Raw genomic sequence first — 23,654 nt, forward strand, 5'->3', positions numbered from 1 at the left:
CCGTCTTCTAATTTTTCCTTATTGATTTGTAGCAGATTCTTTGTTATGGTTATGAAAAGAAACTTCAAACCTCATTAGTATACTTTGATAGTCGAGTGCTGCATATGATAATATTGATAACAAATGATGATGGTTTTGAAAGTGAAGGAATAAGACTACTTAAAGAAATTGCACACAATTTTGCATCGGAAGTATGGATAGTGGCACCAGATACTGACAGGAGTGGATCTGCAAGATCTCTTGATTACCCAGTGAAACAATCTATTAGAATAAACCAACATAGTGAAAGGGAGTTTAGTGTGTCTGGTACTCCCGCAGATTGTGTTATTATCGCGTTAAATAAAATTATGAATAAGAAACCAGACTTAATATTATCTGGAGTAAATATTGGATCAAATGTCGGAGATGATATTTGTTATTCAGGCACAATCGGTGCTGCAATGGAAGGTGCTGCAAGATCTATACCTTCTATTGCGCTGAGCCAAGTTTATCATGATAAAATAGACTGGAACAATACAAAAGTTTTTGCACCAAAGGTTATCAGCAAGCTAATGAAAGTTGGTTGGCCTAAAGATATAGTGATGAGTATAAATTTTCCTGCTACAGAAAAAGTGAAAGGGGTCGAATTTGCTGAACAAGGTGAATATAACATTGATGGTGATTTAACTTTTACTGAAAACTTAAATGGTTCTTTGAGCTTAAATTGGTCTCGGGAACACTCAGGCAGTGGTAGTGTAGATAAAATAAAAGGAGGTTTTATTACTATTACACCGATAAAATTAGATTTTACAGATTATGATATATTAAATGCTATGAAAAATTCTTGTGCAGAGGAATTTTCTTCTATAGCTAACACTCCTATTGCTTCTGATTAGATATTTTCTACGGTTTTATCGCGAGCAATCATTTTTTCTTCACCCGTGTCCATATTTTTAATTTTTAAAGTTTTACTGCTTAGCTCTTCATCACCAAAGATTAATACAACTTTTGCATTTGCTTGATTTGCTTTTTTCATTCGGGTTTTTAGAGTTCCACTATATTCGTAAATCACATATAAACCATTTCTGCGTAATTCACTTGCAAGTGTTAGAGCATGTTCTTCAGCTTCTCCACCGATTGGAATTATATAAATAGGCCTCTCTTTTTTTTCAGCATAGTTGATTAATTCCATTATACGCTCAATCCCCCCTGCAAATCCTATTGCTGGAGTGTGTTTTCCACCTACTGAAGATACTAGATTATCGTATCTTCCACCGGCAAAAACTGCTCCTTGTGCACCTAAATCTTCTGTGACAAATTCAAATACTGTGTGACAATAATAGTCTAGACCTCGAACTAATTTGCTATTTACAGTGTAAGGTATGCCAAGAGCTTGCAGTCCATTTAACACCTGGTCAAAGAAATATGAAGATTCTTTTGTATAATAATCACTGATTTTTGGTGCGTCAGAGATTATTTCTTTATCTGTCTTATCCTTAGAGTCTAATATTCTGAGTGGGTTTTTAATCAATCTATTTTGACTATCTTCTGATAGGTCATTTTGAAACTTTTTTAAATACGATATCAAAGCTTCTCTATACTGAGTTATTGTTTCACTATCACCCAGAGAGTTGATTTCCAGCTTTACATTTTTATTGATGCCAAATTCAGTTAGTAAGTGCTGAGCGAGTGATATCAATTCAATATCAGCTTTTGGATCTTCTATGCCAAAAACCTCAAAATTTATCTGATGAAATTGCCTTTGTCTTCCCTTTTGCGGTCTTTCATAGCGAAATGCAGGCCCTATTGAAAATAATTTTATCGGCGTTTGCAGTTTTTTTTCAATGAGTAACCTAACAATAGCTGCAGTGAACTCAGGACGCAGAGTTATGCTCTTTCCCCCTTTATCAATAAAAGTATACATCTCTTTAGTGATAATATCTGAGCTATCACCTAAAGTCTTTGTAAAGACTTCTGTGTATTCAAATATCGGAGTTTGAACAGGTAAAAAGCCGTATAAACTTGAGATTCTGCTTGCTGTTTGCTCTATGTGTTTAAACTTGTACCATTCATCAAACAGGAGATCTTTTGTTCCTCTAACTGTTTGATTAGTCATAGCATAGTCTCTATACCTGAAACTTCTGGTATGTGATAGCTTAGCATATTCTGCACTCCTTGTTTTAAGGTAATTGCAGCACTTGGGCACCCAGAGCAAGCTCCTTGCAGTTCAACGTAAACTATTCCGTCTTTATAGCCACGGAACTTGATATCACCACCATCTTGAGCAACTGCAGGTTTAATATAACTTTCCATCAATTCTTTTATTCTATTTACAATTTCTATATCATTTTCATTAAAGAATTCTTCCTCTAGCATTTTATTATCACTTACTCCTTCTTTATCAAATGCTTTTCCACCAGAAGTAAAGTGATCCATAATTGTAGTTAAAATTTCCACCTTTACTATATCCCAATTCATTCTATCTGATTTTGTTACCGAAATAAAATCATGCCCAAAAAATACTCTTACAACATGTTCTATTTGAAAAAGATTTACTGCTAGTTTGGAGTTCTTTATTTCATCTGCATTTGAAAAATCAGCTGTTTCTCCTTCGCTCAGAATTTCAAAACCAGGAAGAAATTTCAGCGTGTTTGGGTTTGGTGTTTCTTCAATCTGGATAAACATGTTATTTACCATGACAATTATAATTGTTACTATTTAATCATAAAATGATAAAAAAATATACATGTCATTCATCTTCTTCCTTTTTTTGATATTCACAATAATCACGTTTGTTTTACCTAGCGTTGTTGTATTTTTTCTCTTTTTGGCAAAGAGAAATAACATAAGTTTTATGATGAACTCTATATTAAGTAAGTTTTTGAACGAATTTAACAGCAGTAAAAGTTACACCAAAAATTACACTGGTGATAATATGTCCAAAGATGAAGCATTAAAAATACTGGGGCTGAATTCCGAGGCAAGCCAAAATGAAATCAATAAGGCATACCAAAATTTAATGAAACTGGTCCATCCAGACAAGGGAGGCTCGGAATATTTTGCACAAAAGTTAAACGCAGCACGTGATAGATTGCTAAAGACCTAATTTTTAACTATTGTTTTCTCTGTAAATTTTACTTGTAAATACTAAATCATGTGATACAAAGCCAAGGGCGTTGTCTTATAGGAGGTATTTGATGCGAAAATACAGAATAGAAGAGTTAAGGAATAAATTGTTTATTGCTATAAACAAACTTGATTTTGAGAAAGTTAAAAGATGTGTTAGAAAGGCAAAGATTAAAGGTGTACAAAACGATATTATTAATGGTAAGCAATATGGCATGGCACCTATACATTTTGCTACTTACAGAGCTAACTCAAAGATATTGCAGTTTTTGATTAACAATGGTGCTCGTGTTAATGCTGTGAGTGATGCGTGCATTGTTCCTTCCGTATCCATTGTTGTAACATATGATATGGAGAAAGTTGTATTTGATTGTATTCACGGCAACACTAGCTTTCAAGGAATGCAAAATTTTACAGCTTTACACTTAGCACTTTATCAGTGTCGATTAGATATAGCAAAAGTTCTGCTTGATCATAATATTGATGTTAATATTAGAAGTACAAATGGCAAAATAGCATTTGAGGTTATTCCAGGTTATGAAAGTCTTTGCAGTGATGGCTGTGACATAAAAAAAATATTCTTAGCTGTGTTAAGATTTCATAAAAATAATTGTACAGAACTATTACTTTCTGCTAGAATAAATACTAAGTTAGAATTAGAAGCTGGTGATACTCCAGATGCAGCAAGTAGTACAGCGAACCCTTTCTCAGCCTCCACCAGAGCAAATACTAAGATAGGATTGGAAGCTGGTGATACTCCAGATCCTGCACCAAGCAGTGCAGTAAAACCTTTTTCTTTTATTAATAGTATATTTAGTTGGGTAACCACTGCCACACTCAATGGCTTATTCAGCAGTGCTCCTACTTTACCTCCTGCACAGCAATCTGTTGACCACTTAGATCGTAGCCCAATTAGTTCTTCACAAGTTGATTGTAATGGAATAATTCTACTAACTGCTGCAGCAATGAGTAAGTTCACAGGAAAAAAATATTCAAGGACACTGGACAATTCACTTCTCACAATAGAAGAAATTAGAGAAAGAAAGCTTAACACTATAGAAAAAAACTTCGAGACAGCACTTAGTAAGTGTAAAAAACTTTATCAATGTCCTGAAAGTTCATTAAGCAATTTAACAATATCTAAAGGTATGCATCAAAAGTCCCTTTAAATCAGTTAAAATAAGCACTCAAGCTTAAGTGCTTATTTTCGTATAATCCTCTTTAAGTTTAAGCTCTTATATATTAGGAATAAGCTGCTACGAAATTAAGGAGATTTATGATGTTTTGTACGAAAACTAAATGTAGCACGTGATGAAATAAATAATCTCTTGCGTTGTGGAATTTCTTTAGCTTTACATATAAATTTTACTAGTATATGCATAAATTATGTGATATACAATCAAAAGTTTTATCCTTTAGGAGGGATTATGGTTACAAAAACAGAAGTTGAAAAATGGAGAGACGGGCTACGTTCTGCAGTAAAGGAACGTGATTTTCAAAAAGCTGAGGAGTATATTAGAGAAGGAAAGACACATACTACTAATGTTATTAATTCTAAAGATAGAAATGGTAACTCACCTTTATCGATTGCTGTTAGTAACCGAGATTTAGAAATGATGAATTTTTTAATTGAGAATGGTGCAGATGTTAATATTGAGGATTATTTTCGTATGCCACCTATATACTATGCTGTTACAAAGGGCACTACAGAAATGATAGAGCTTTTAATCAATAAAAAGGCAAGCATTAGTGGCTATTTTTCATATGCTGGTGAAAAACGCACTCTTGTAGGTTGGGCTATAGACAAGAATAGTCCGGAAAAAGTGGAGGTCTTACTTAAACATGGTGCTAGCCCAAATGGCAAATTTGATCTTCTTGCTTATTCACAAAATTCATGCCTACATGCTGCTATTGAAAAAAACTACTCAAGAATAGTTGAGCTTCTTATTGAATATCGTGCTGATGTCAATGTTAAAAACGAACAGGGGCAAACACCTATATATTTAGCTATTAGATCAAAACGCCCTGAAATGATAAAATTGTTATACGATAATGGTGCTGATATTGATAATGTTAAAGATATAAGGAACGAGACACCATCAGATTATGTTAAGTTATTTTATTCCGGCAAAACGATAAAAGAAATTGCTGCAGAAGCAGAGAGTGCCAATGGGAGAGTAGACCAGTGGAACTTCCCCTACCAGTCTCTCGCAGAACTGTACATAAACCTCTCAGCTTATACAGCTCCCATTATTTAGCCTTTTTGACCCTAAACCTAGTGTCCAATGATAGAAAATATTTGGAGACCTATCTCTCACCTTTCCTAGAAATTGTCTTGCTAGTCTTCCGTGACTCCTGAGTCTCTTATATTTCCTTTTGACCCACTTTTCTAGATGCCGCTCTACATTCTTTAGAGATTTGTAGACCTCAGTTCTGTAAAATTTGCCATAGTACTGATACCAGCCTCTGACTATTGGATTTACTTTTCCTGATATCTCCTCTAATGTTATATGCGTATTTCGTAGCATTTTCCATGATCTTATGGTTGTAGTAATCTTTTTCTTGGCCTTGTTGCTAATTGCTGGGAGAAATGAAACAAAATGCTTCCCTATTTTATTTCTTGCTAACCTGGGTCTGAATGTGTAACCCAGAAAATCAAAACTTTGTTTAGGAAATTCATCTCTCCTATTGTCATCCTTACAGTACACTATCTGTGTCTTTTTAGGATGTAATTTCAACCTATACTCAGCCAATCTTTCTTCGATCATTACTTTCACAAATCTTGTCTGTTTCTCTGTTCTGCAGTGCACTATCGCATCGTCCACATATCTCTCAAATGGTACCGTCGGATAGTTCTTTTTCATCCATATATCAAACACATGATGCATGAATATATTAGAGATGATTGGGCTAACTGAACCTCCTTGCGGAACTCCTTTATCCCTAACTACTTTACTGCCATCTGCAAGTTGTATAGGGGATTTCATCCACCTTTCAACATATAGTATGACCCATTTGCAGTCTGTGTGTTTCTTGATAGCCTGAAGTGCTAAGTCGTGATCCAGATTGTCGAAGAACCCTGATATATCAAGGTCTACCACCCAATCGTACTTCCAGCATCTCTTACGCGCTGTATCTACCGCATCCAATGCTGATTTATTCGATCTATAACCATATGAATCCTCATGGAATTTTGGCTCCACTAACGGTTCGAGATACATTGTTGCTGCTGTTTGCGCTATCCTATCTGATACTGAAGGAACACATAAAATTCTTTGTCCTCCTCCCATATCTTTCGGTATTGCTACAGCTTTTACAGGCTCTGGAAAATAACTTCCGGATGTCATACGATTCCATAGTTTGTATAGATTATCTTTTAGATTTTCCTCAAACTTTGTTATCGAAACCCCATCTACACCAGCAGCACCTCTATTTTTCGATACTTGTTTATAAGCTCTCCAAATAAGTTGCTTTGGTATATCAAAAGACTTTGTTTTATTCATTAACTCCTCCCTTTCGGTTGATAAATAACTAAAACTAAATAACTCAGCTCCTTCGCTCCATTTCCATTACAGAAACTTCTTCACTACTACGAGCTGATCCGCCCCTGTTTTCCGCATCGGTACTCTCATCCTCAGAGATCAGCTCCTTGGATTTCTCCCTTATCATCGAAACGACAGGTTCCCGCAGTTCCACGCAATAGCCCAAAATAGATTCATGCCACCTCTATGCCGGACGCCATCTATCCAGTAAACAAGCTCCCGATAGATTTATCCCAGGTTAAGTCTAACCCCTGGTTTTGACATCATCCAATTCCTTTCGACACTTTATCAGTGGTTCATTTTCATTCATCTCTCTATTTTACACATGACGCATATTTGCGCCTTTTCCATAACGCTCACTACCTTAGCTTTTTACCAAAGCAGCTTATGGTTGTTTGAAGCCTGCTCTTGTAAGCCGGCTCCGAGGGGCCCACCCCCATCTATTGCGTAGCTTTTGCACTTAGTTTGCTCTTACTTGAACATTCCTTGTGTCTCTACGGCACACTAGACTTTTGAACCCTATTAGATCAGAACTCTGATCGGCATTCAACACAATATTTCTCTCTATAAAACTAAGATCTGATAGTAACAAACTAACCTCTAATAGATCTTCACTTTCAATGTTTGCAAGATTATCAAGATTGTCTAAAATAGAGAACATCTTAAGCTCCTTCTGTGCAATTTCTTTGTCTTCTTTGTCAAATTCTGACGATAGCCCTTTATCATCTATAAGTCTCTCATTCAGAGCTTTATTTAGCTTTGAAAGACTAACATCACCTTGCTTAGTGCTATCTAGTAACAAATCTACCCTCGCTCTGCGCGCATTTAAAACATCATTGTAATCGTTTAACTTGATATTACCATCTTCGTCTTGCTGAAGACCATAATAACTTAGCCCTTTGAAATTACGATTCTTCATCATTCTCTATGTTCTCATTCCTTTCATTATCTTGACGCTCTCTATCTTCTCCGGCACGTATAGCTTCTGTAGTGTTTTTTAGGGTTTCTGGTTCCGTACCTAATTTTCGATTTGATTGATTAGGCTTATTTTCTTTTGATGATTCATCTTCTTCTGGTTCTCTCTTGCGGCCAATAGTGTAGTCATGAAGCTTCTCAAGAAATTCCCGTCTATATGTTTTTGCTCTATAGAGTAGATTATGCTGGTAACCATCCTTTTCTCCTGTAGCAGGGTTAATTCCTATAGAGTCGAGACCATGTTCCCAAGTAAACTTCATAGCATCTTCTATTGTATAGCCCAAATGTGATCCTACATATCCTTTATAATATTCTAAATATTTATCAATTCTTCTATGTGCAATATCTTCTTTATCAATTCCAAACGCCCTGTAGATTTTTTCCTCAAGCTTATCAACATCATTTTTAGGTAATGTTGCAAATTTTGTTGCTTCAATAGTAGCACCTACAAGCTTACGTGGCACATTAATAGAATATTTCAGCACACCCCCAACTCCTGGTATTCTACCTAGCAAATTAGCTGTACCTCCAGCTAATCTGTCCGGTACATGAGTAGCCCAATTACCTAAAGACTCTAGCCCTCCACCAATTTTATCTTGCATCTGTTGTTTTAATCCCTGCATTAAACCAGTCACAGGTGATGCTTGATACATACTAGATATATTGTAAACACCAAACCCACCACCGGCAATGCTTGAGCCCATCTGTTGTACAAACTCCTTCAAAGAAAACATCAAAAACGAAAGCAAGAACAATACAAAGATCTCTCCTGCGTTGATTAAATAACCTATCTGTATGTCTTGCACCCTTTGGTAATCACTATTTTCTTTATAATTTTTGCAATCCTCACAATCTTTACATTTCTGACAGTATTCACTGTTGGGATCCTTATATAAATCATGAAGTTTCAGTATTCTACAACCTTGTTTTTTTATCGCACTCCGCACTAAAGATCTTATTTCATTAATTATTTCCCTATAACTATTGCATTTATTTATATCTTGACAGTAGCGTTTTATTATTTCACTAACATCACCTATCCTTTTCTCTATATTGTTGATCAGTAATATAATGTCAGCCCTCTCTGATGCATGAGATAAACTATTTGTTAAGCGTACTAGATCTTTTGCACTACAGCCATTACTAACTATCATATCACTTTCCGCAATATAGTGGTCTGCTGGATTATCTTTAGTTCCAGGAATTGGATTAAAGAAAGGATAATCTATATAACGAAAACCTTTATTAATGTAATCTGGTGGAAGAGGGATATATCCAGCGCCACCAGTAAACTTTACTGTACCACCTATTCTACTTAGTTTTTCTATACCTTCTATATTCTTATCTACGTTCAATGGAGAAGCCTCTCCAATAGCATAAGGTACAAAAATTTGCCCTGGAGTCCAGCTAAAGTATTCTTTATCAATTATACAAAAACCACCAAATACCCATTTTGGAGCACATAACTTTATTTCAAGCCATTTATTATAGCACACAGTAAAGCCTAACTGTTTATAAAAGGTATTCATTATCATCGCAGCAAGTAATGACAGCAGGGTAAATATCATAATTGATTGCAAACAGAAACTAATACAGAATTTTATCCAACCCTCAAATAGACTTTTCAGTGGTGAAAATAAAATAGAGATTAGGAATAGCGGCATTATAGCTACAAGAAAAGCTATACCCATAAAACCAGAAAGGAATATTATGTAAGCATACATACACAGCAGGAAATATAAGACAATCCCTATAAAAATTGCCGGTATCATAAGGAGACTTGCCCACATTTGATAATGTAAAAATGCTGCAAACTTTTTCCAAACAGAGTAAGCAAAAAACTTATTAAACATATCCTCCATGAAGCTAAACAATTTAGCTTCATTTCCTTGAGCAACGTTTGAATTACCTCCGGTGTTCATGTTGGAAGCAAAATTAGTAATTATGCTTATCAATTGTTCAAGACCTTTAACAAATAAAACAAGAAAATGATCATAGAAAAATCTAAAACTTCCAGGAGATATAAGCACTATTACTAGAGTGATTTTCATCATTCTGATGAGCATATCATGCTTAGTTTCTCTTATCATTCCAAAAAGATAAAGAAGCGATGAAATCACTATAAATAGAACAAGCAAGGAAAGAACAAAATTGTGAAAGCTCGTACTTTTTTCAGCTATATTTTGAAACATCGCTTGTGCAGCTGCAGGATCATTGCTATCAAAATGCTTTTTACAATTTTCGTTAATCAATAATACACATTTTAGATAGTTATAAACGTAATCAAAAAATCCAAAGTTACTTGGTTTCTGCACTCCGCTCAAAAATTCAAAAGAGTAGCCACCTGCATTATCTAGATAATATCTATCTAATATCTTTACATATATTTTCCATCCTTTTTCTAACCTCACCGTATTACAATTCCTGTCCTGTAATATGGTGTTATCTCTGTCTAAAGTAAAAAGACCGCTCCCATTTTCTGCCATGGAGTTGTAACCTAGATGTACAGTAGGATATTGAGGATCGCGCATTAACTTTAGATTTTCGTTAGGATCACCTTTCCCCGTTTTAAACAAAAGATAAGCACCATGACCGTTGGTAAACCAACATGGAGCACCACGTGATACTGTATTTGCGCTATCATCTTCATTAATGCACTTGCACTTTACAGTGCAACTTGCTTTAGGCTTACTTGAAAATTTTTGTATGCTAGATTTATAATCATTACAAACTAAGTGAAAGTCAGGCAGACTGTTGTCACCTTCCCCTCTTTCAAATTTGGTTGCATATTTTAACTGCTCCAAACTTTCCAAACTATAACTACTTTGAGATTTCTTCTTATTACTATTGCTCCAAGATGTCCATGCACCATTTACTCGTACTACTAAACTATCTCCATTGGTTTCAAATCCAGTATCTTTCCACTTCACCACTTGATTAGAGTGAAAACCATAATTAATTTCTCCAGTATTAGGATCAATAATTTCTCTATCTTCTGGAACAAAAGCATCATGATCTCTTGAAAAATGAGCACCAATTGCAATGGGTTCAGGACCAAAATAATCAGCAGATATACATCTTGGAAAAGGCATATCATTCTTACTACAACCTGTAACCAGAACACAGATTACCAAAATTAATAACCTAAACCAACATTTGCCTAAGCGTGATTGCATACCTAAACTTTTTCCAATACAGAATAAATTTCTAAAACCTTACTTCAAATATCTTTTTAATTAGTTACTCCATATATCTCATCAATCTTCCTTGACTTGTCCTTTTGTTTTATCAGAATCCTTTTGCTTATCTGGCTGGCTTAGTGTTTCAGATTTGCTCATTTCTCTGCCAGCACTCCCTTTCCCATCTGCTTGCTTTGGTGTATCAGGCAATTTAGCTTCAATTTTGCTACGATCTTTACTCATTCCCTGCTTGATGTTATGTATCATATTTTGGGTTCTATCATCAAGGCCAACAGTTGACAGCATAGCTTGTGATGCGCTCCTAGAAATATGACTAACACTTTGAGCAACTCCATAACCAGAGCTGAACAACGCCTGCGCCATAGTTTCTGATATAGAAACAAAAGCTTCCATTGCACTAGCAATGATGAGATATATAAATGCCTGGATTAGATCTATAGGTAATGCTGCAAAGTGCCCACCAGCCCTTTCTCCAGTACTGAACGCAACATCAACACTAGTACCAGGACTATACCCAAGAGGTAATATTGATTTCATAAGACACAGATCATACGATAAAAAATTTACACTAATTAAGCATTGATAGCATGCAGAAAAATTTGTGAGGTTGTATAGAACTGAATACATTAACTGGTTTAAAAGAGACAAGGATGAAAATAAAATGACTGGTTGCAATGAAACATGAGCCAGCGTTTTTATCCAATTATCAAATAATGTTTTAGTTTGTTGAAATAGAATAAATACGATAAATAAAGGTGCCAACGACAATAAAAATGCTACTAAAACAGTAGATATTACATACTTAAACGTAGCACTAATAATGCATCTTAAAAACACAAAAGTGGCATAAAGTATTGCCAAAAATGCAATAAAGCCAAAAGGTCCTGATAGCATTAAAGACAAAAATTTCAGCCATGTTTCTCCTGTAAATAATACTCCCGCTGTTAAATCTAAGAATGCAAATTTTTTACCTCCTTCTCCTATATAGCCAGAAAAACTATCAACTAAATAAATGCTACCCTCAACAAAAAGCCCAGACAAAGTTGTACCAAAGAATTCCCAACTTCTATCACTAAAAGCAAAAGCTATAAATGCTATTTTGAATATTCTTATAATAAAATCGAATTTACTTAATTGTATTGTTCCAAGCATATAGCCAACAACAGTAAATATAACGTATAGAATAAGCAAAGCTCTTATTCCTTGTAGAAGCCCCTTTCTATATCCTTCATATGGAATTTTAATTCCGTCTTCACCCCCGTCTGTTATGAAATCAAAAATCTTGTTTACAGTTGATGAAATAAAATCGTTTATTTTTCTTTTTAAAAATAAATTTACTGTGTATTTGTTATCTTCATAATATTTGCCTTCTTTGTCCGTAATATCATCTTTCTTTACGTTTTCTACATTAATACCAAAGTATATCTTTTTAGACTCTTTATCCTTTAAATGACTTCCATCTATTATGTAATAGTCTACATTATCCTCTGTTATTTTATCTAATTTCTTTACTTTTTTGAAATTATTAGTCTTTCGAGCAGATGGATCTTCTGGCGGGCTATCACCCAAGTACATATACAGTTTTTCACCACTATCGAAGTTACATGATCTAGTCACTGCAACATGATATCCACCTCTATGAAGAAAGTAATTGCCATTGCTTGCTATAGCAAGCATCACACTACTACCAGGTATTATATCTTTTTCATCTATTTTATAATCATGATTTAATTTCAAAGAAAAATGTTCAAAATTATCACCAATTTGCGAACACACATTATCCCCTTTTGCACCCTTGTTCTCTGGAAAACATTGAATACCTTTAGCAGTATTCTGATTATTAAGATCGCCAACTTTTGCAACAAGAGCCTCAGCCCAAGAAATATCTTCTCTGTCCTCTTTGAAGTTTAATTTAGAATTTGATATTAAATTAATGTCAATCTGCTTAGAATCCCTCTTATTTTCTTCAATCTCTTTTAGTTCATCCTCAATACGTTTAAGGTGAGAATACATGTCACATGTATTTCTTTTATCATACTTCTCATACCTTATAGAAGAGACGCAATTCTCCCCTATACCTTTTGCGTTGTAACATATATTTTGATAGTAACAATTAAGCTCATAAGAGCTGTACTTGCTTATCTCATTAAAATCACATTTTTTCCCATTACATAATTTATCCAGTCCTATTTTAGTTCGTCGTAAATCTAACAATGCACCATTTATCCATGAATTTTGAATATAATCCTTATTAAAATGTACCTTATTATCATATGGAGTGTAGCCATTACCAACTAGCACTCTTCTTTCTTCTATGTTCTCTTTATTAATCTTAGGAAATTCTACTTTAGTCCTCTTACCACTTTCTCCACAAAAGAACGTTCCTCCATTGAGCATGTCTTTTATTGTAGCTTTGTCTTTTTTATCATTTTCTTCAGCTCTATAGCAATTGTCATCAAAGCTGATACCTTTCCCTTCCGGATTGTCATAATTAATCGTTATCTCTCTGGGAACTAAGCTAAAGCTTAACTTATCACCAAGATTTGCTTTAATTCCAGTATCTACATAACGTCTATTGCTATAGAATTCATTATTTCCAAAGCCTATATCCCCACATATTTCTCGTTCATCAAGACTAGCATTATCAATTAACTTATTACTGTAATTTGGTATTAAATCATTAGCACAAAATACAGCGGGCACAAGTACTCTCTTTGGATTTTTCCCTTCTTTAAGAGGACAAAAATTTACTGACCCACCAAGAGTAAATTTGATTTTCTCATCCTTGCTAATTACTTGACCAGAATCAACCCAATGAATTTTAACTCCTTCGCCAGCTTCACGAACTGGAACATCTATACTGACACTAGTATTTCTGCTCTGCAGCCCAGGTTCAACACAATCCATTGTGCAGCCAGTAATTACAAGACATAGTATCAATAATAATGATTTTCTGCTCATCATTGATTTCCTGTGTTTGTCGGTATTTTAGGTGCTGATCTTTGAGCTGATTGTGGTATTTGAGGTCTTCGACTTGGTGTACCAGATTGCTGACCTGCTCTTCTTTGGATACTTTGTTCATCTAAACCTACTGTTCCCATTAAGCTTTGCTGATATTGCCTTCCTGGTTCGCTTGCCACATAAACACCAAACAACGAATCAGATATTGTTGAAGATGCCTCAACTAAAGCTTTCATAGCATGTCCCAAAATCACAAAAGCCATCATAGCGGTGATATTAGGTGCATGTTTGGAAGCATAACCATAAATAATACAAGGATTAAAAATCTTTAAGTTAAGATTAAGTATACATGTAGGGCAGACCTCAAAATTAAAGACCGAATACACAATATAATCCATAACCTGGCTTATTAATGATATAAAAATTAAAAGCACTACCGGATGAATTGCAAATCTTGCTAAATTTTTGACCCAATTGTGAAACATCTGTCTAGTATATCCAAATAGAAGGCAAATAATAAAAAGAGGCGCCAAGGAAAGCAATAATGCAACTATTGCTATAGATGTGATAAAAGAAAATAAGGCGTTAAACATCGATAAGCTCACTGTTATCAAACCCCAAATCACCAAGCAAAACGATACAATACCCAAAGGACCAGAGAATATAAGAGATACTATTAGTAACACTGAGTGTGCTGATAAAAACCTATTGAGCGGTAAATCAAGAAATTCAAAAACATTTGATGTTGTACCTCTGAAATTTGCTATTTCTATTAACTGTTTTGGAGCATTAACAAAAATAGAAAATGCATTGTTATAAAAAAAACTCCAACTGTTATCGTTCAGCAATTGGGTAATAACTCCTATCTTTACACATATAATTAAAAATTCATATGTAGAAGCATGAGACAATCCAAAAAAGTAATAAAGGGTATATAAAGTTATATATAACACTAATAACGACACTATTGTGGATCTGATAGTCTTTGTTCTATTTGACGCTAAAAAACTTTGATAAAGAGACTTCACGGGACTAGATTCAGAGTGATTCCATTCTGAATTTTTATAACTGGAACCAAAAAATGCAATTTTTACTTTTTCATCAAAAAAATTATATATCGCACTAAAAGTTCTTACAGGTGGCTCTTTAGTTGTAAGGTTAATGCTAAACTGACCTTCATTTTTCTTATAATCACAGCCATGATCTCTTATTCCGTAATATATAGTGCCACTCTTGTCTTTTAGCTTTTCTTTTAATCTTTCCATATACTCAGTATTATGAACTTCACTGATATTCACAGGTATATCCCCCAGAATTTCACCAGGATTGTGCTCAGGAAACTTATCAGAAACATGTATATATAAGTTTTTTGCTAGACTATGGCTCTTTGTGACCCTTATATTATATCCCCCTTTACCAGCATTCTTTTCTTTAGCATTTTTAAGTGTAAATACTAACTCTGTACCCTTATCATAGTTTTCTTTTTTGATCTTATAATCAAAGTTAGTTCGTATACCATCACTCCTTACATATTTAAAACTTTCCTTTCCTCCTATCGACACCTTTAATGATGGAATGTAAGTCTTTATCCTCTTCATTTTCTTTTTTCTTATATCATCCACAGCTCCCTTGGTATTTTTTTCTGTATTTACTTTATCCTTTTCACCATCTGAACTATCGCTGTGTCCTTTAGCTATGTTGCTATCATCTAACACTCCCATTATACCATCTACAGCCTTCTTGATAGCTTCTTCCTTACTTACTTTTCCAACAGCTAGTTCGTTGGCAAGATTTTTAGCTACATTACGTTTATTGCCATCTATAGTATTAGATTCAATTTGCACACAATCTTGACTGGCATAATAACATGTATTCTCACACGCAAGATTTAAAAGGTACGTATCTATCTCAACTTTCTGACTGCTTGAAAGCCTCCTGCAGTCTATATTTTCTCCTTGTTTTATAGAATTAATGATATTTTCAATCTCCTTTTCATCTTGATCAGATTTTACAAAACTTGGATTCCAGTATTCTTTTCCATTCAACCATTTTGCGTTACCTATGATATATTTATTAGGGCATATTTCACCTTGACAATTCTCTTGATTTAAAACATGTGCAAAATACTCCGTCTCTCCTTCACCGCAACTCTCGTCAATTTTTTTATAGGTGACCGTGCCATTATCGTTTTTACACATTTTACTTCCAACAACACTAAAGCTTATCGCATCGCCATCTTTAAGCGCAAACGGTAATGTAACGTTTCCTACTCCAGGTTCAATTGCAAAATCTTTATATTGCGAACAAAAATTAACCTTATTAGGTACTATATTAATCTCTGTTACTTTTATTTTATCCGAAATATAAACTCCAGAATCAACCCATTTCTGCTCTGTTGACACTATATCCAATTTCTCACGCAAGCCTGATGAATCTTCTGGCTTAATACACCCGCACCCAGATAATAAAAAGAGTATCACAAAACTTATGCATAGCTTAACCAAGTTTTGGTTGCTCAAATGTTCAAACATCTGTTACTCACCTGCGCTCACTCTCCACCTGGTTTTATAGATTCACTAGAGGAAGATCCCGATCCCTTATTATCATCTCCACCTCCTCCAATAGCCCCTCTTGCCTTATTTACAGCCGCAGCAGCAACTTGACCAGCACCTCCAGCAGCAGCTTTGGCAGCAGATAAAGCTTTATTCACCATTTGTGCAGGAGTGCTACCTGAACCAAGTGCTGCCCTGTGATTACCAGCAAGCTCAGCAGCCATGCCGGGAAGAACGTTTAAAAAGTGGTAAAAGAGGAATAATACTAAACACAATTTTAATAATTCTCCGATTAGAGAGCTGCCAAACTCCATATATGTAAAGTCGAATAGACCAAGTATGCTGCTCTTTTTAAAGCTATAATTTTGCATCATACATGCGAGAGTAGTTTCATTTTTATCACATTCCCCATCTTTCAATTTAAACCACTGTTTTTTCTTACTATATGAGATTTCTGCTTGTTTCCTTTCATATGACTTGTCTGGTTGTTCATTTTTATATGACTCGTCCAGTTTAAAATTTAAATTTTTAAAATAGATTTTATCACATGCTATGAACATAAAGGATAAAAACGCAAAAAGGATAACCGGGTATAAGCTATAGGTAATCAACTCTTTCACCCAGCCGTCAAAATATCCTTTGGTGTGTTGGAATAAAACCATAGGAATAAACAAAGGTGATAGAATAACAATTACACTTAAAGCAACTAGAGATAAAATAAATACATAGCACATCCACAAAATAACCATCATCAGCAAAATGGCCATAAATATACAGACAAGAGCTACTAAAATTTGTCCACCAGCGAAAATAATACCAATCACCGAACCTGCAACTAACAAGACAGGAGCAGCGCCAAGCAAAACCGCTAACGTTGCAACACCTCCAGTACCAATTTTGCCACCAATTCCATCTAAAGGGGCACCTAAATAAAATAAAATTCTGCAATCAAGCCTATCCCAAGGTGCAAGATAACTGTAGGATACCTTCTGCCCTGCACGATCGTATTCATAATCTTTACCTGCCTCATAATTACATATATTTTTACTCTCAGATGAAGCTTTAAGCACTATTTCTGATAAGCCGTTCGAAAGTTTTGTTAATTCCCCGTAATAATGAGACATAGTGCTACCTGTCGTAAAGTAAATCACTAAAGCGAATTTAATGATCAACATGTACATTTCTTGTGGACTACGCATTCCACCAGACATGGCTTTTATAGAGAACAATATCAAAGCTAAAATTAAGATAGCAGTAACAGTGTTCTTCAGTCTTTTTTGTGCTACAGACAAAAAACTACCCTTAGCATGTCCATTTTTGTCTGTAAGTAAGTTACCACTTGAATCAATACCTGCCACTAAATTATCTAACGATTCCTTAATGCATTGCACTATCATAGAAGTTATAGGAATAGGAGATAATGACTTACTTCCCGCTTGATTGTAGCAAGCTTCAGAGACATACGAGCTAAAACAGCTTTTATTGTCATAACCTACAAAAATTTTTCCTTCTTTTTCTTTTTTCCTGATAAGAGTTTTATAATCGTCATCCCTGTTGATAAAACTCCTTTCTTCACCACCTGTACCATCTTTATTTTTGAATAATATCACAGATTGTTCACACATAGGAGCAATCGGATCAGGTGGTAATTCCGTGCATCCTATATCAATTCCTTGCGGCCAAGCAGTTCCAGCTGCCCTAACTTCAGCCAATTCCACACATAACCTACCCATTTTTCTCACTGCCCTGAACGTTGATCCATATATGTCTTCGCTCTGTCCTGCTTTGAGAACTTTACATTTCAGCTCACCATCGACCGTCGGGGACCATGACCCATCTACATATCCAGTATCTTTTTCCCTTACATCAAAGTCTATGTATCCAGGTTTTTCTCTGGAATCAAAGTCTTTCTTGTTAAAAAGATTACCAAAAGTTAAAGGATTTCGATGACATATTTCTATATATTCACTGTATTGCACACCGTTTTTTGGCCAGTAGTAGTGTTCCCTATCAACATTCACAACATCCCAATCAGTAAAGTTTAAAATATCTTTCTCTGTTTGTTTTCCATCTTTTCCTGATCTTTTCTGTAATGCAGAAAAATATTCATCTTCTGTTCGATAATTTTTATCTGTATCACCACTATAACCTGTATCTTTTAGTTTAAAATTTTTATATCTCCCATCATTATCGTATGCAACTGGATGCCTAACAAAACTATGCTGACAAACAATAAGTCCCCCAACTGCCTTCCAGACTCCAACAATTGCAGCTATCATTCCAACGATAACAAGAGCAGTAAATAAACCAGCAGAAGAGACAATCAAAACAATACCAGTAAATATTGCACCAATAGCAATTGCTATCCCAGCAACTGCTGCAGATGTTTCAAACGCCTTACAGTCAGGATTAGAGGCACGGCTAAAGCTACCAGTAGAATTAAATCTGCTAACAAATTCCGTTTTGTCAGTACCACTTACTGTATCTGCAAACACTGGATACGAGAGCAAAAAATCTATATTTAACAAAAATATCGCAACTAAAAGTAATGACAGTTTAGTTTTAAACATTTTTCACCTTTTGATAAAACACAGGCAACCACATCTTTGGATCATCTCCGACTTCTTTCAGTATATCATATAACAATAGAACACTTTCCGCACGTCCAGATAACACGTTGACCACATCATCCAAATCTTTCAGATCTATTCTAGCTACTACAGCATTAACTCCCTGCTTTACTAAAAAGAATCTAGTACTTGGATCTGTGTGTTTGATCAGTATGTACTCACGTTCAGTTAACATAAAAACATCTCGATAGACACTAGTAGCTTTCAGATTTGGCAAAAAAATTTGTGTTGCTGTCTGCTGTACAAGCGTATCACTAATAGCACTTTTACTTGCATCTTCAACACTCTGAGTAGCAAAAACTACAAAAGCATTTAACTTTCTCAGCACTTTCAACCAGTCTTTTATCTTAGGTGCAAAAACTGGATTATCTATTAACGCCCATGCTTCATCAAGAACAATAATAGATGGAGTGCCATCAAGCGATATACTAATCCTATGAAACAAATAAATCAAGACCGGCCCAAGAGCAACAGGATCTTTTAGCAAGCTAGCCATTTCAAAGCCAAACACTCTTGCTTTTGAAAAATCTAGCAAATCTTCTTTATTGTCAAATATTGCAGCATGAGAGCCATCATCATGCCACATAGATATTGCTCCAGCTAGAGTATCAGGGCCCGCAAGTCCTAAAAATGGTACAAGATTTCTCAAAAATCTGTCTTCTTTTTTTAATTTAAAATTTCCCTCAATTGCATCATTAATTCTAGCAATATCTTCTGAAGTGAATTTATCGTTGTACACTAAAATTAAAGATTTTATCCATTCCATCAAAAATGTTTTATTATCAGGAGTATCGTCAAGTTGCAGAGGATTAAAATTTGTCTTAGTTCTTGGTTCTATTATAGTATAGATACCACCAAGTGCTCTTAAAAAAATTTCTGCACCGCGATCTTTATCAAAAAAGAATATTCTTGGAGAAAATTTCATTGCTTGAGCACATAAAAAATTCATTAAAACAGTTTTGCCAGCACCTGTTGGCCCAATTATCATAGTATGTCCAACATCCCTTATATGAAAGTTGAAGAAAAATGGAGTGCCAGATGTTGTATCAAAAACTGTAACAGCATCTCCCCAGTGGTTATTGAATTTTTTACCAGTAGGATAATTATGTTGAGATGCAAAACCGGCCAAATTAAGACTACTTATTGTACCTTTTCTTACTATATAATCAAAATTACCAGGAATTTGCGCCCAAAATGCTGGTTCTAGATTAACCCTCTCACGAACAGGATAAACACCACAATTAGAAAGCTCCGATTCAACCAATGATAAAGCATTGTCCAATGATTTAGGGCTTTTTTCTATACATAAGATAGTTAAATGGTGTTCACCAAACGCAATTTTACCACTCATTGCATCATCAAGCGCATGAGAAATTTCTGCTATTTGAGAAATAGCTTTATCTGCAGATTGTATCATACGATTTTGCTGTATCTGCATTTTCGCAATTGCCATTTGCCTATTTGTAAATTGAAAAGACTGCGTGATAATAAATTCATAAGGAAGTTGTAAAAAAGAATCAAGCATTCCTGCGGAAGTATTATTTCCATATTCTTTGATACTAACTATTCCAGCATATTTACTTTCATTATGAGTCACAACCTGTATCATCTTATGGCCAAAAAATAACCTATGAACTGGTAAGTATCTTGATATTTCAGTTTTTAGTGGAAAAAGCGTATTTGTAACAAAGCCACAATTTACAATTCTAGACAGAAACTCCATTATTTCACAAAACAGCCCGTTTGGAGTTTCTTTTACTCCAAGGACTTTAGGCGAATAATTCCTAAGGCTTGTTACTATACGATTTGTCGTTTCCTCTAAATCTTCATAGGTATCACGCATATCACTTTCCCAAGCATGTTTTGAAGTTACATGCCCAAATTTTTTCAGTAGATGTGATAAAAATTCTACTCCCTTTGTATCTGCCCTACGAATAATCGTAATGTATAAATCATTAATAAAAGATTGCCTAGTTGCGTGTTTTTCTCTCCATTTTAGATTTACATGGTTAGCAAAAAAATTTGGTAAACTCTGGTTTGCAAATTCATCAGAAAAGATATTCTTCTTACGCCTGATGGTATGAAAGTACAAACTAAATGCTGGAGATGAAATGCTTCTTAGCATCTGATTTCTGATATTATTTTGTATCACCAAGTCTTCATCATCGGCCGTTTCAAACGCAAAGCCATTTAATTTTATAAATTTAACTAACCAATTCTGCTTTGTTATCAAGGTTGTACTATTCCAATAGCAAGAATAAGGTATAAATTCGGCAGCGTGAACCTCTCTACTTAGAATAGATTTATTCTTTGATTGAATAGCTCTAAATCTCAACATTGCATAACATCAAGTAATGTCATAAGAATTGGCTCCATGATAAAACCGATTTAAACATTTGGAACATTTTCCCAACTTTACCATAAATAACTCAATAAACAACGGTTCCTTTGCAGAAGCTATATAGCCAAGTCCATGTATACCTGGTAACATCAGGAGAATTACTCTAAGATCATTTGTATTAATGAAAATTAGCATGCAAATTAGAACGTTTAATATTGCAAACATATAACTCACACCAAAGAGCATTGCAGGTCTTGTAAGACCTTTAAATAATTGATTCGTTTGTATGCTGCCAGTAGACATATCTTTAACCTTCTAATAAGAGCTCTAACACTAATACTACATCATTAATTAAAAATCTATTGAAATGAATAGCACTTTAGGTAAGATAATTAATTTAAATTCAATGATTATAAGCTGGCCATTTCAAGAAGCAGAAAAAATACTACAAGAATTCCCTAATAAAAAAGAGATAATATTTGAGACTGGTTATGGTCCCTCGGGTTTACCACATATTGGTACTTTTGGGGAAGTTTTTCGTACCACAGTTATTGCAAGCGCTCTAAAAAAAATAGCTCCTAGTATAAAAACCAAAATCATTGCAGTTTCCGACGATATGGATGGTTTGCGAAAAATACCAGATAATGTACCAAATCAGGAAATGCTAAGAGAGAATCTGAACAAGCCATTAACCATGATACCTGACCCATTTGGCACTCATGAGAGTTATGGTCATCACATGAATTCGTTGTTGTGTAAATTTCTTGATTTGTTTGGATTTGAATACGAATTTAGGAGTGCAACAGAGTGTTATAAATCTGGCGTTTACGATGAAAAACTTTTACTCCTGCTGAAAAATTATGATAAAGTGATGGAAGTAATGCTTCCATCATTTCGGGAAGAAAGGCAGCAGACTTACAGTCCATTCTTGCCGATATGCCCAAAAACTTCCCAAGTTTTACAAGTTCCAGTAATTGAAACAAATACAGATAAAGGAACAATCACGTATGAAGACCCAAACGGGGAAAAAATAGAAGTTCCAGTGACAAAAGGAAAATGTAAACTGCAATGGAAACCTGATTGGGGGATGAGGTGGGCTGCATTCGGAGTTAATTACGAAGCTCATGGAAAGGATTTGACTCCATCTGCTGTGCTTTCAAGTCAAATATGTAAAATACTTGGAGAAAAGCCACCGCTTTTGTTTTGCTATGAGTTATTTCTTGATAAAGAAGGAAAGAAGATATCAAAATCAAAAGGAAATGGTATTTCAATTGAGGAGTGGCTAACTTATGCACCCACAGAGAGTTTAGCGTTATACATCTTTCAGAGTCCTAAAAAAGCTAAACGTTTATATTTTGATGTGATACCAAAATCAACTGATGAATATTTGGAATTTGTTAAGCGTTATAATGAAAGTAAAGAAAAGGATGTAAACAGTCCTGTATGGCACATCCACCAGGGTAAAGTTCCAAACGTAGAAACTTCAGGCATAAATTTTTCGTTACTTTTAAACCTGGCAGCAGCTTGTAATGCTGAAAATAAAGAGATTCTTTGGGGTTTTATATCAACTTATGCACCAAACGTTACACCAGAAAGCAACAAAATGCTAGATAGGCTTTCGGATTTTGCAGTGAGGTATTATCACGACTTTATCAAGCCAACAAAAGCGTATAAAGCTTCAAACGAAAAAGAGAAAGAAGCGTTACTAGATTTAAAGAGCAACCTACATTCCCTGCCTATTACAGCCACTGCTGAAGAGATTCAATCTCAGGTTTTCTCCATCGGAAAAAAACATAATTACAATAACTTACGCGATTGGTTTCAGTTGCTATATGAAACGCTGCTTGGCCAAAAAACCGGTCCTAGAATGGGATCTTTTATCAAGCTTTATGGAATAGATAATACAATCTCTCTTATAGAAAGTGCTACTGAACGTACACTTTAGAGTTTACCTTCTTTCATTTGAGCCCTCTAGTTTTATTACTTGACAAACCTTCCCACTTTCCTTATTATACTGATAAAGGTATTTATCCTTGTTTTTGGGCTCAACGACAAAATTCAGTAAAAAACTCAGATATTTATTGGCAAATTACATAAAATTATAGCGGCTTTTTTTATTTTTTCTACATTCAGCCAAATCGCGCTTGTTAGCACATTATCAATTTACATTATTAAAACTAGCTATACGGGGATTCTTTTGTCTTTTTTTATTTAGTAAATTTCTTAATATTTGTAGCTAAAGTAATTTTAGAGAGCCAGCGCGTGACCAACCTGGTCAGTTTTCTGAATACCAGTACTGGAATAACAAGAAAGAGGGCGCTGGGATGACACCATTTGCTGTCTTCAAA

Annotated in this window: 15 protein-coding genes and 1 pseudogene; 5 read left to right on the forward strand and 11 right to left on the reverse strand. The window is 34.8% G+C overall.

Annotated elements, in window-relative coordinates; translation table 11 throughout:
• Positions 1-104 precede the first annotated feature (104 nt).
• Entirely contained in the window at positions 105-875 is a 771-nt protein-coding gene (gene surE / locus OOL05_RS05590) for a 5'/3'-nucleotidase SurE (protein WP_264376043.1), read from the forward strand.
• On the opposite strand, the gene hisS is transcribed toward surE, so the two are convergent.
• The gene (gene hisS / locus OOL05_RS05595; RefSeq protein ID WP_064085321.1) at positions 872-2,095 is read right to left on the reverse strand and encodes a histidine--tRNA ligase; all 1,224 of its coding nucleotides are present in this window, start codon (positions 2,093-2,095) and stop codon (positions 872-874) included. The two genes, surE and hisS, sit on opposite strands and share 4 nt — an antisense overlap.
• Complete coding sequence (locus tag OOL05_RS05600) at positions 2,092-2,664, reverse strand: NifU family protein (protein WP_006015115.1); 573 nt, start codon at positions 2,662-2,664, stop codon at positions 2,092-2,094. Before OOL05_RS05600 ends, hisS begins: the two co-directional genes overlap by 4 nt.
• Before the next feature lie 169 nt (positions 2,665-2,833).
• On the opposite strand from OOL05_RS05600, the gene OOL05_RS05605 reads away from it, so the two are divergent.
• The 3 genes from OOL05_RS05605 (at position 2,834) to OOL05_RS05615 (ending at position 5,363) form a co-directional block, all read left to right on the forward strand.
• Entirely contained in the window at positions 2,834-3,085 is a 252-nt protein-coding gene (locus OOL05_RS05605) for a DnaJ domain-containing protein (RefSeq protein ID WP_236607909.1), read from the forward strand.
• 91 nt (positions 3,086-3,176) lie between these two features.
• Positions 3,177-4,274, forward strand: coding sequence for an ankyrin repeat domain-containing protein (locus OOL05_RS05610; RefSeq protein ID WP_264376044.1), 1,098 nt, complete (start codon positions 3,177-3,179; stop codon positions 4,272-4,274).
• A gap of 258 nt (positions 4,275-4,532) precedes the next feature.
• On the forward strand, positions 4,533-5,363 hold the full coding sequence (locus OOL05_RS05615; protein WP_264730131.1) for an ankyrin repeat domain-containing protein: 831 nt from the start codon (positions 4,533-4,535) through the stop codon (positions 5,361-5,363).
• Here OOL05_RS05615 and ltrA read toward each other — a convergent pair.
• The 9 genes and pseudogenes from ltrA to OOL05_RS05660 form a co-directional block, all read right to left on the reverse strand.
• A complete protein-coding gene (gene ltrA, locus OOL05_RS05620) occupies positions 5,337-6,608 on the reverse strand; it encodes a group II intron reverse transcriptase/maturase (protein ID WP_264377358.1) in 1,272 nt (423 codons plus the stop codon). The two genes, OOL05_RS05615 and ltrA, sit on opposite strands and share 27 nt — an antisense overlap.
• A 43-nt stretch (positions 6,609-6,651) precedes the next feature.
• Positions 6,652-6,774 (reverse strand): hypothetical protein, encoded by a 123-nt coding sequence (locus tag OOL05_RS05625; protein ID WP_255446080.1) that lies wholly within the window; start codon positions 6,772-6,774, stop codon positions 6,652-6,654.
• 378 nt (positions 6,775-7,152) lie between these two features.
• Positions 7,153-7,569, reverse strand: a pseudogene (locus OOL05_RS05630) (WD_0853 family protein); the annotation flags it as partial.
• Positions 7,553-10,798 (reverse strand): TrbL/VirB6 family protein, encoded by a 3,246-nt coding sequence (locus tag OOL05_RS05635; RefSeq protein WP_264730135.1) that lies wholly within the window; start codon positions 10,796-10,798, stop codon positions 7,553-7,555. The pseudogene OOL05_RS05630 and the gene OOL05_RS05635, both read right to left, overlap by 17 nt.
• A gap of 81 nt (positions 10,799-10,879) precedes the next feature.
• Positions 10,880-13,786, reverse strand: coding sequence for a TrbL/VirB6 family protein (locus tag OOL05_RS05640; RefSeq protein WP_264730137.1), 2,907 nt, complete (start codon positions 13,784-13,786; stop codon positions 10,880-10,882).
• Complete coding sequence (locus tag OOL05_RS05645) at positions 13,783-16,314, reverse strand: TrbL/VirB6 family protein (protein ID WP_264730139.1); 2,532 nt, start codon at positions 16,312-16,314, stop codon at positions 13,783-13,785. Before OOL05_RS05645 ends, OOL05_RS05640 begins: the two co-directional genes overlap by 4 nt.
• Before the next feature lie 17 nt (positions 16,315-16,331).
• The gene (locus OOL05_RS05650) at positions 16,332-18,905 is read right to left on the reverse strand and encodes a TrbL/VirB6 family protein (protein WP_264730141.1); all 2,574 of its coding nucleotides are present in this window, start codon (positions 18,903-18,905) and stop codon (positions 16,332-16,334) included.
• Complete coding sequence (locus OOL05_RS05655) at positions 18,898-21,303, reverse strand: VirB4 family type IV secretion/conjugal transfer ATPase (RefSeq protein ID WP_010402460.1); 2,406 nt, start codon at positions 21,301-21,303, stop codon at positions 18,898-18,900. Before OOL05_RS05655 ends, OOL05_RS05650 begins: the two co-directional genes overlap by 8 nt.
• A 9-nt stretch (positions 21,304-21,312) precedes the next feature.
• Positions 21,313-21,609: a type IV secretion system protein VirB3 gene (locus OOL05_RS05660; RefSeq protein ID WP_006015054.1), complete on the reverse strand. Its 297-nt coding sequence runs from the start codon at positions 21,607-21,609 to the stop codon at positions 21,313-21,315.
• Positions 21,610-21,673: 64 nt separating this feature from the next.
• Here OOL05_RS05660 and OOL05_RS05665 point away from each other — a divergent pair, with 64 nt between their 5' ends.
• Positions 21,674-23,251 (forward strand): lysine--tRNA ligase, encoded by a 1,578-nt coding sequence (locus tag OOL05_RS05665; RefSeq protein WP_264730143.1) that lies wholly within the window; start codon positions 21,674-21,676, stop codon positions 23,249-23,251.
• The last annotated feature ends 403 nt before the right edge of the window (positions 23,252-23,654 follow it).

This window comes from Wolbachia endosymbiont (group B) of Episyrphus balteatus (assembly GCF_947250575.1).
GTDB lineage: Bacteria > Pseudomonadota > Alphaproteobacteria > Rickettsiales > Anaplasmataceae > Wolbachia.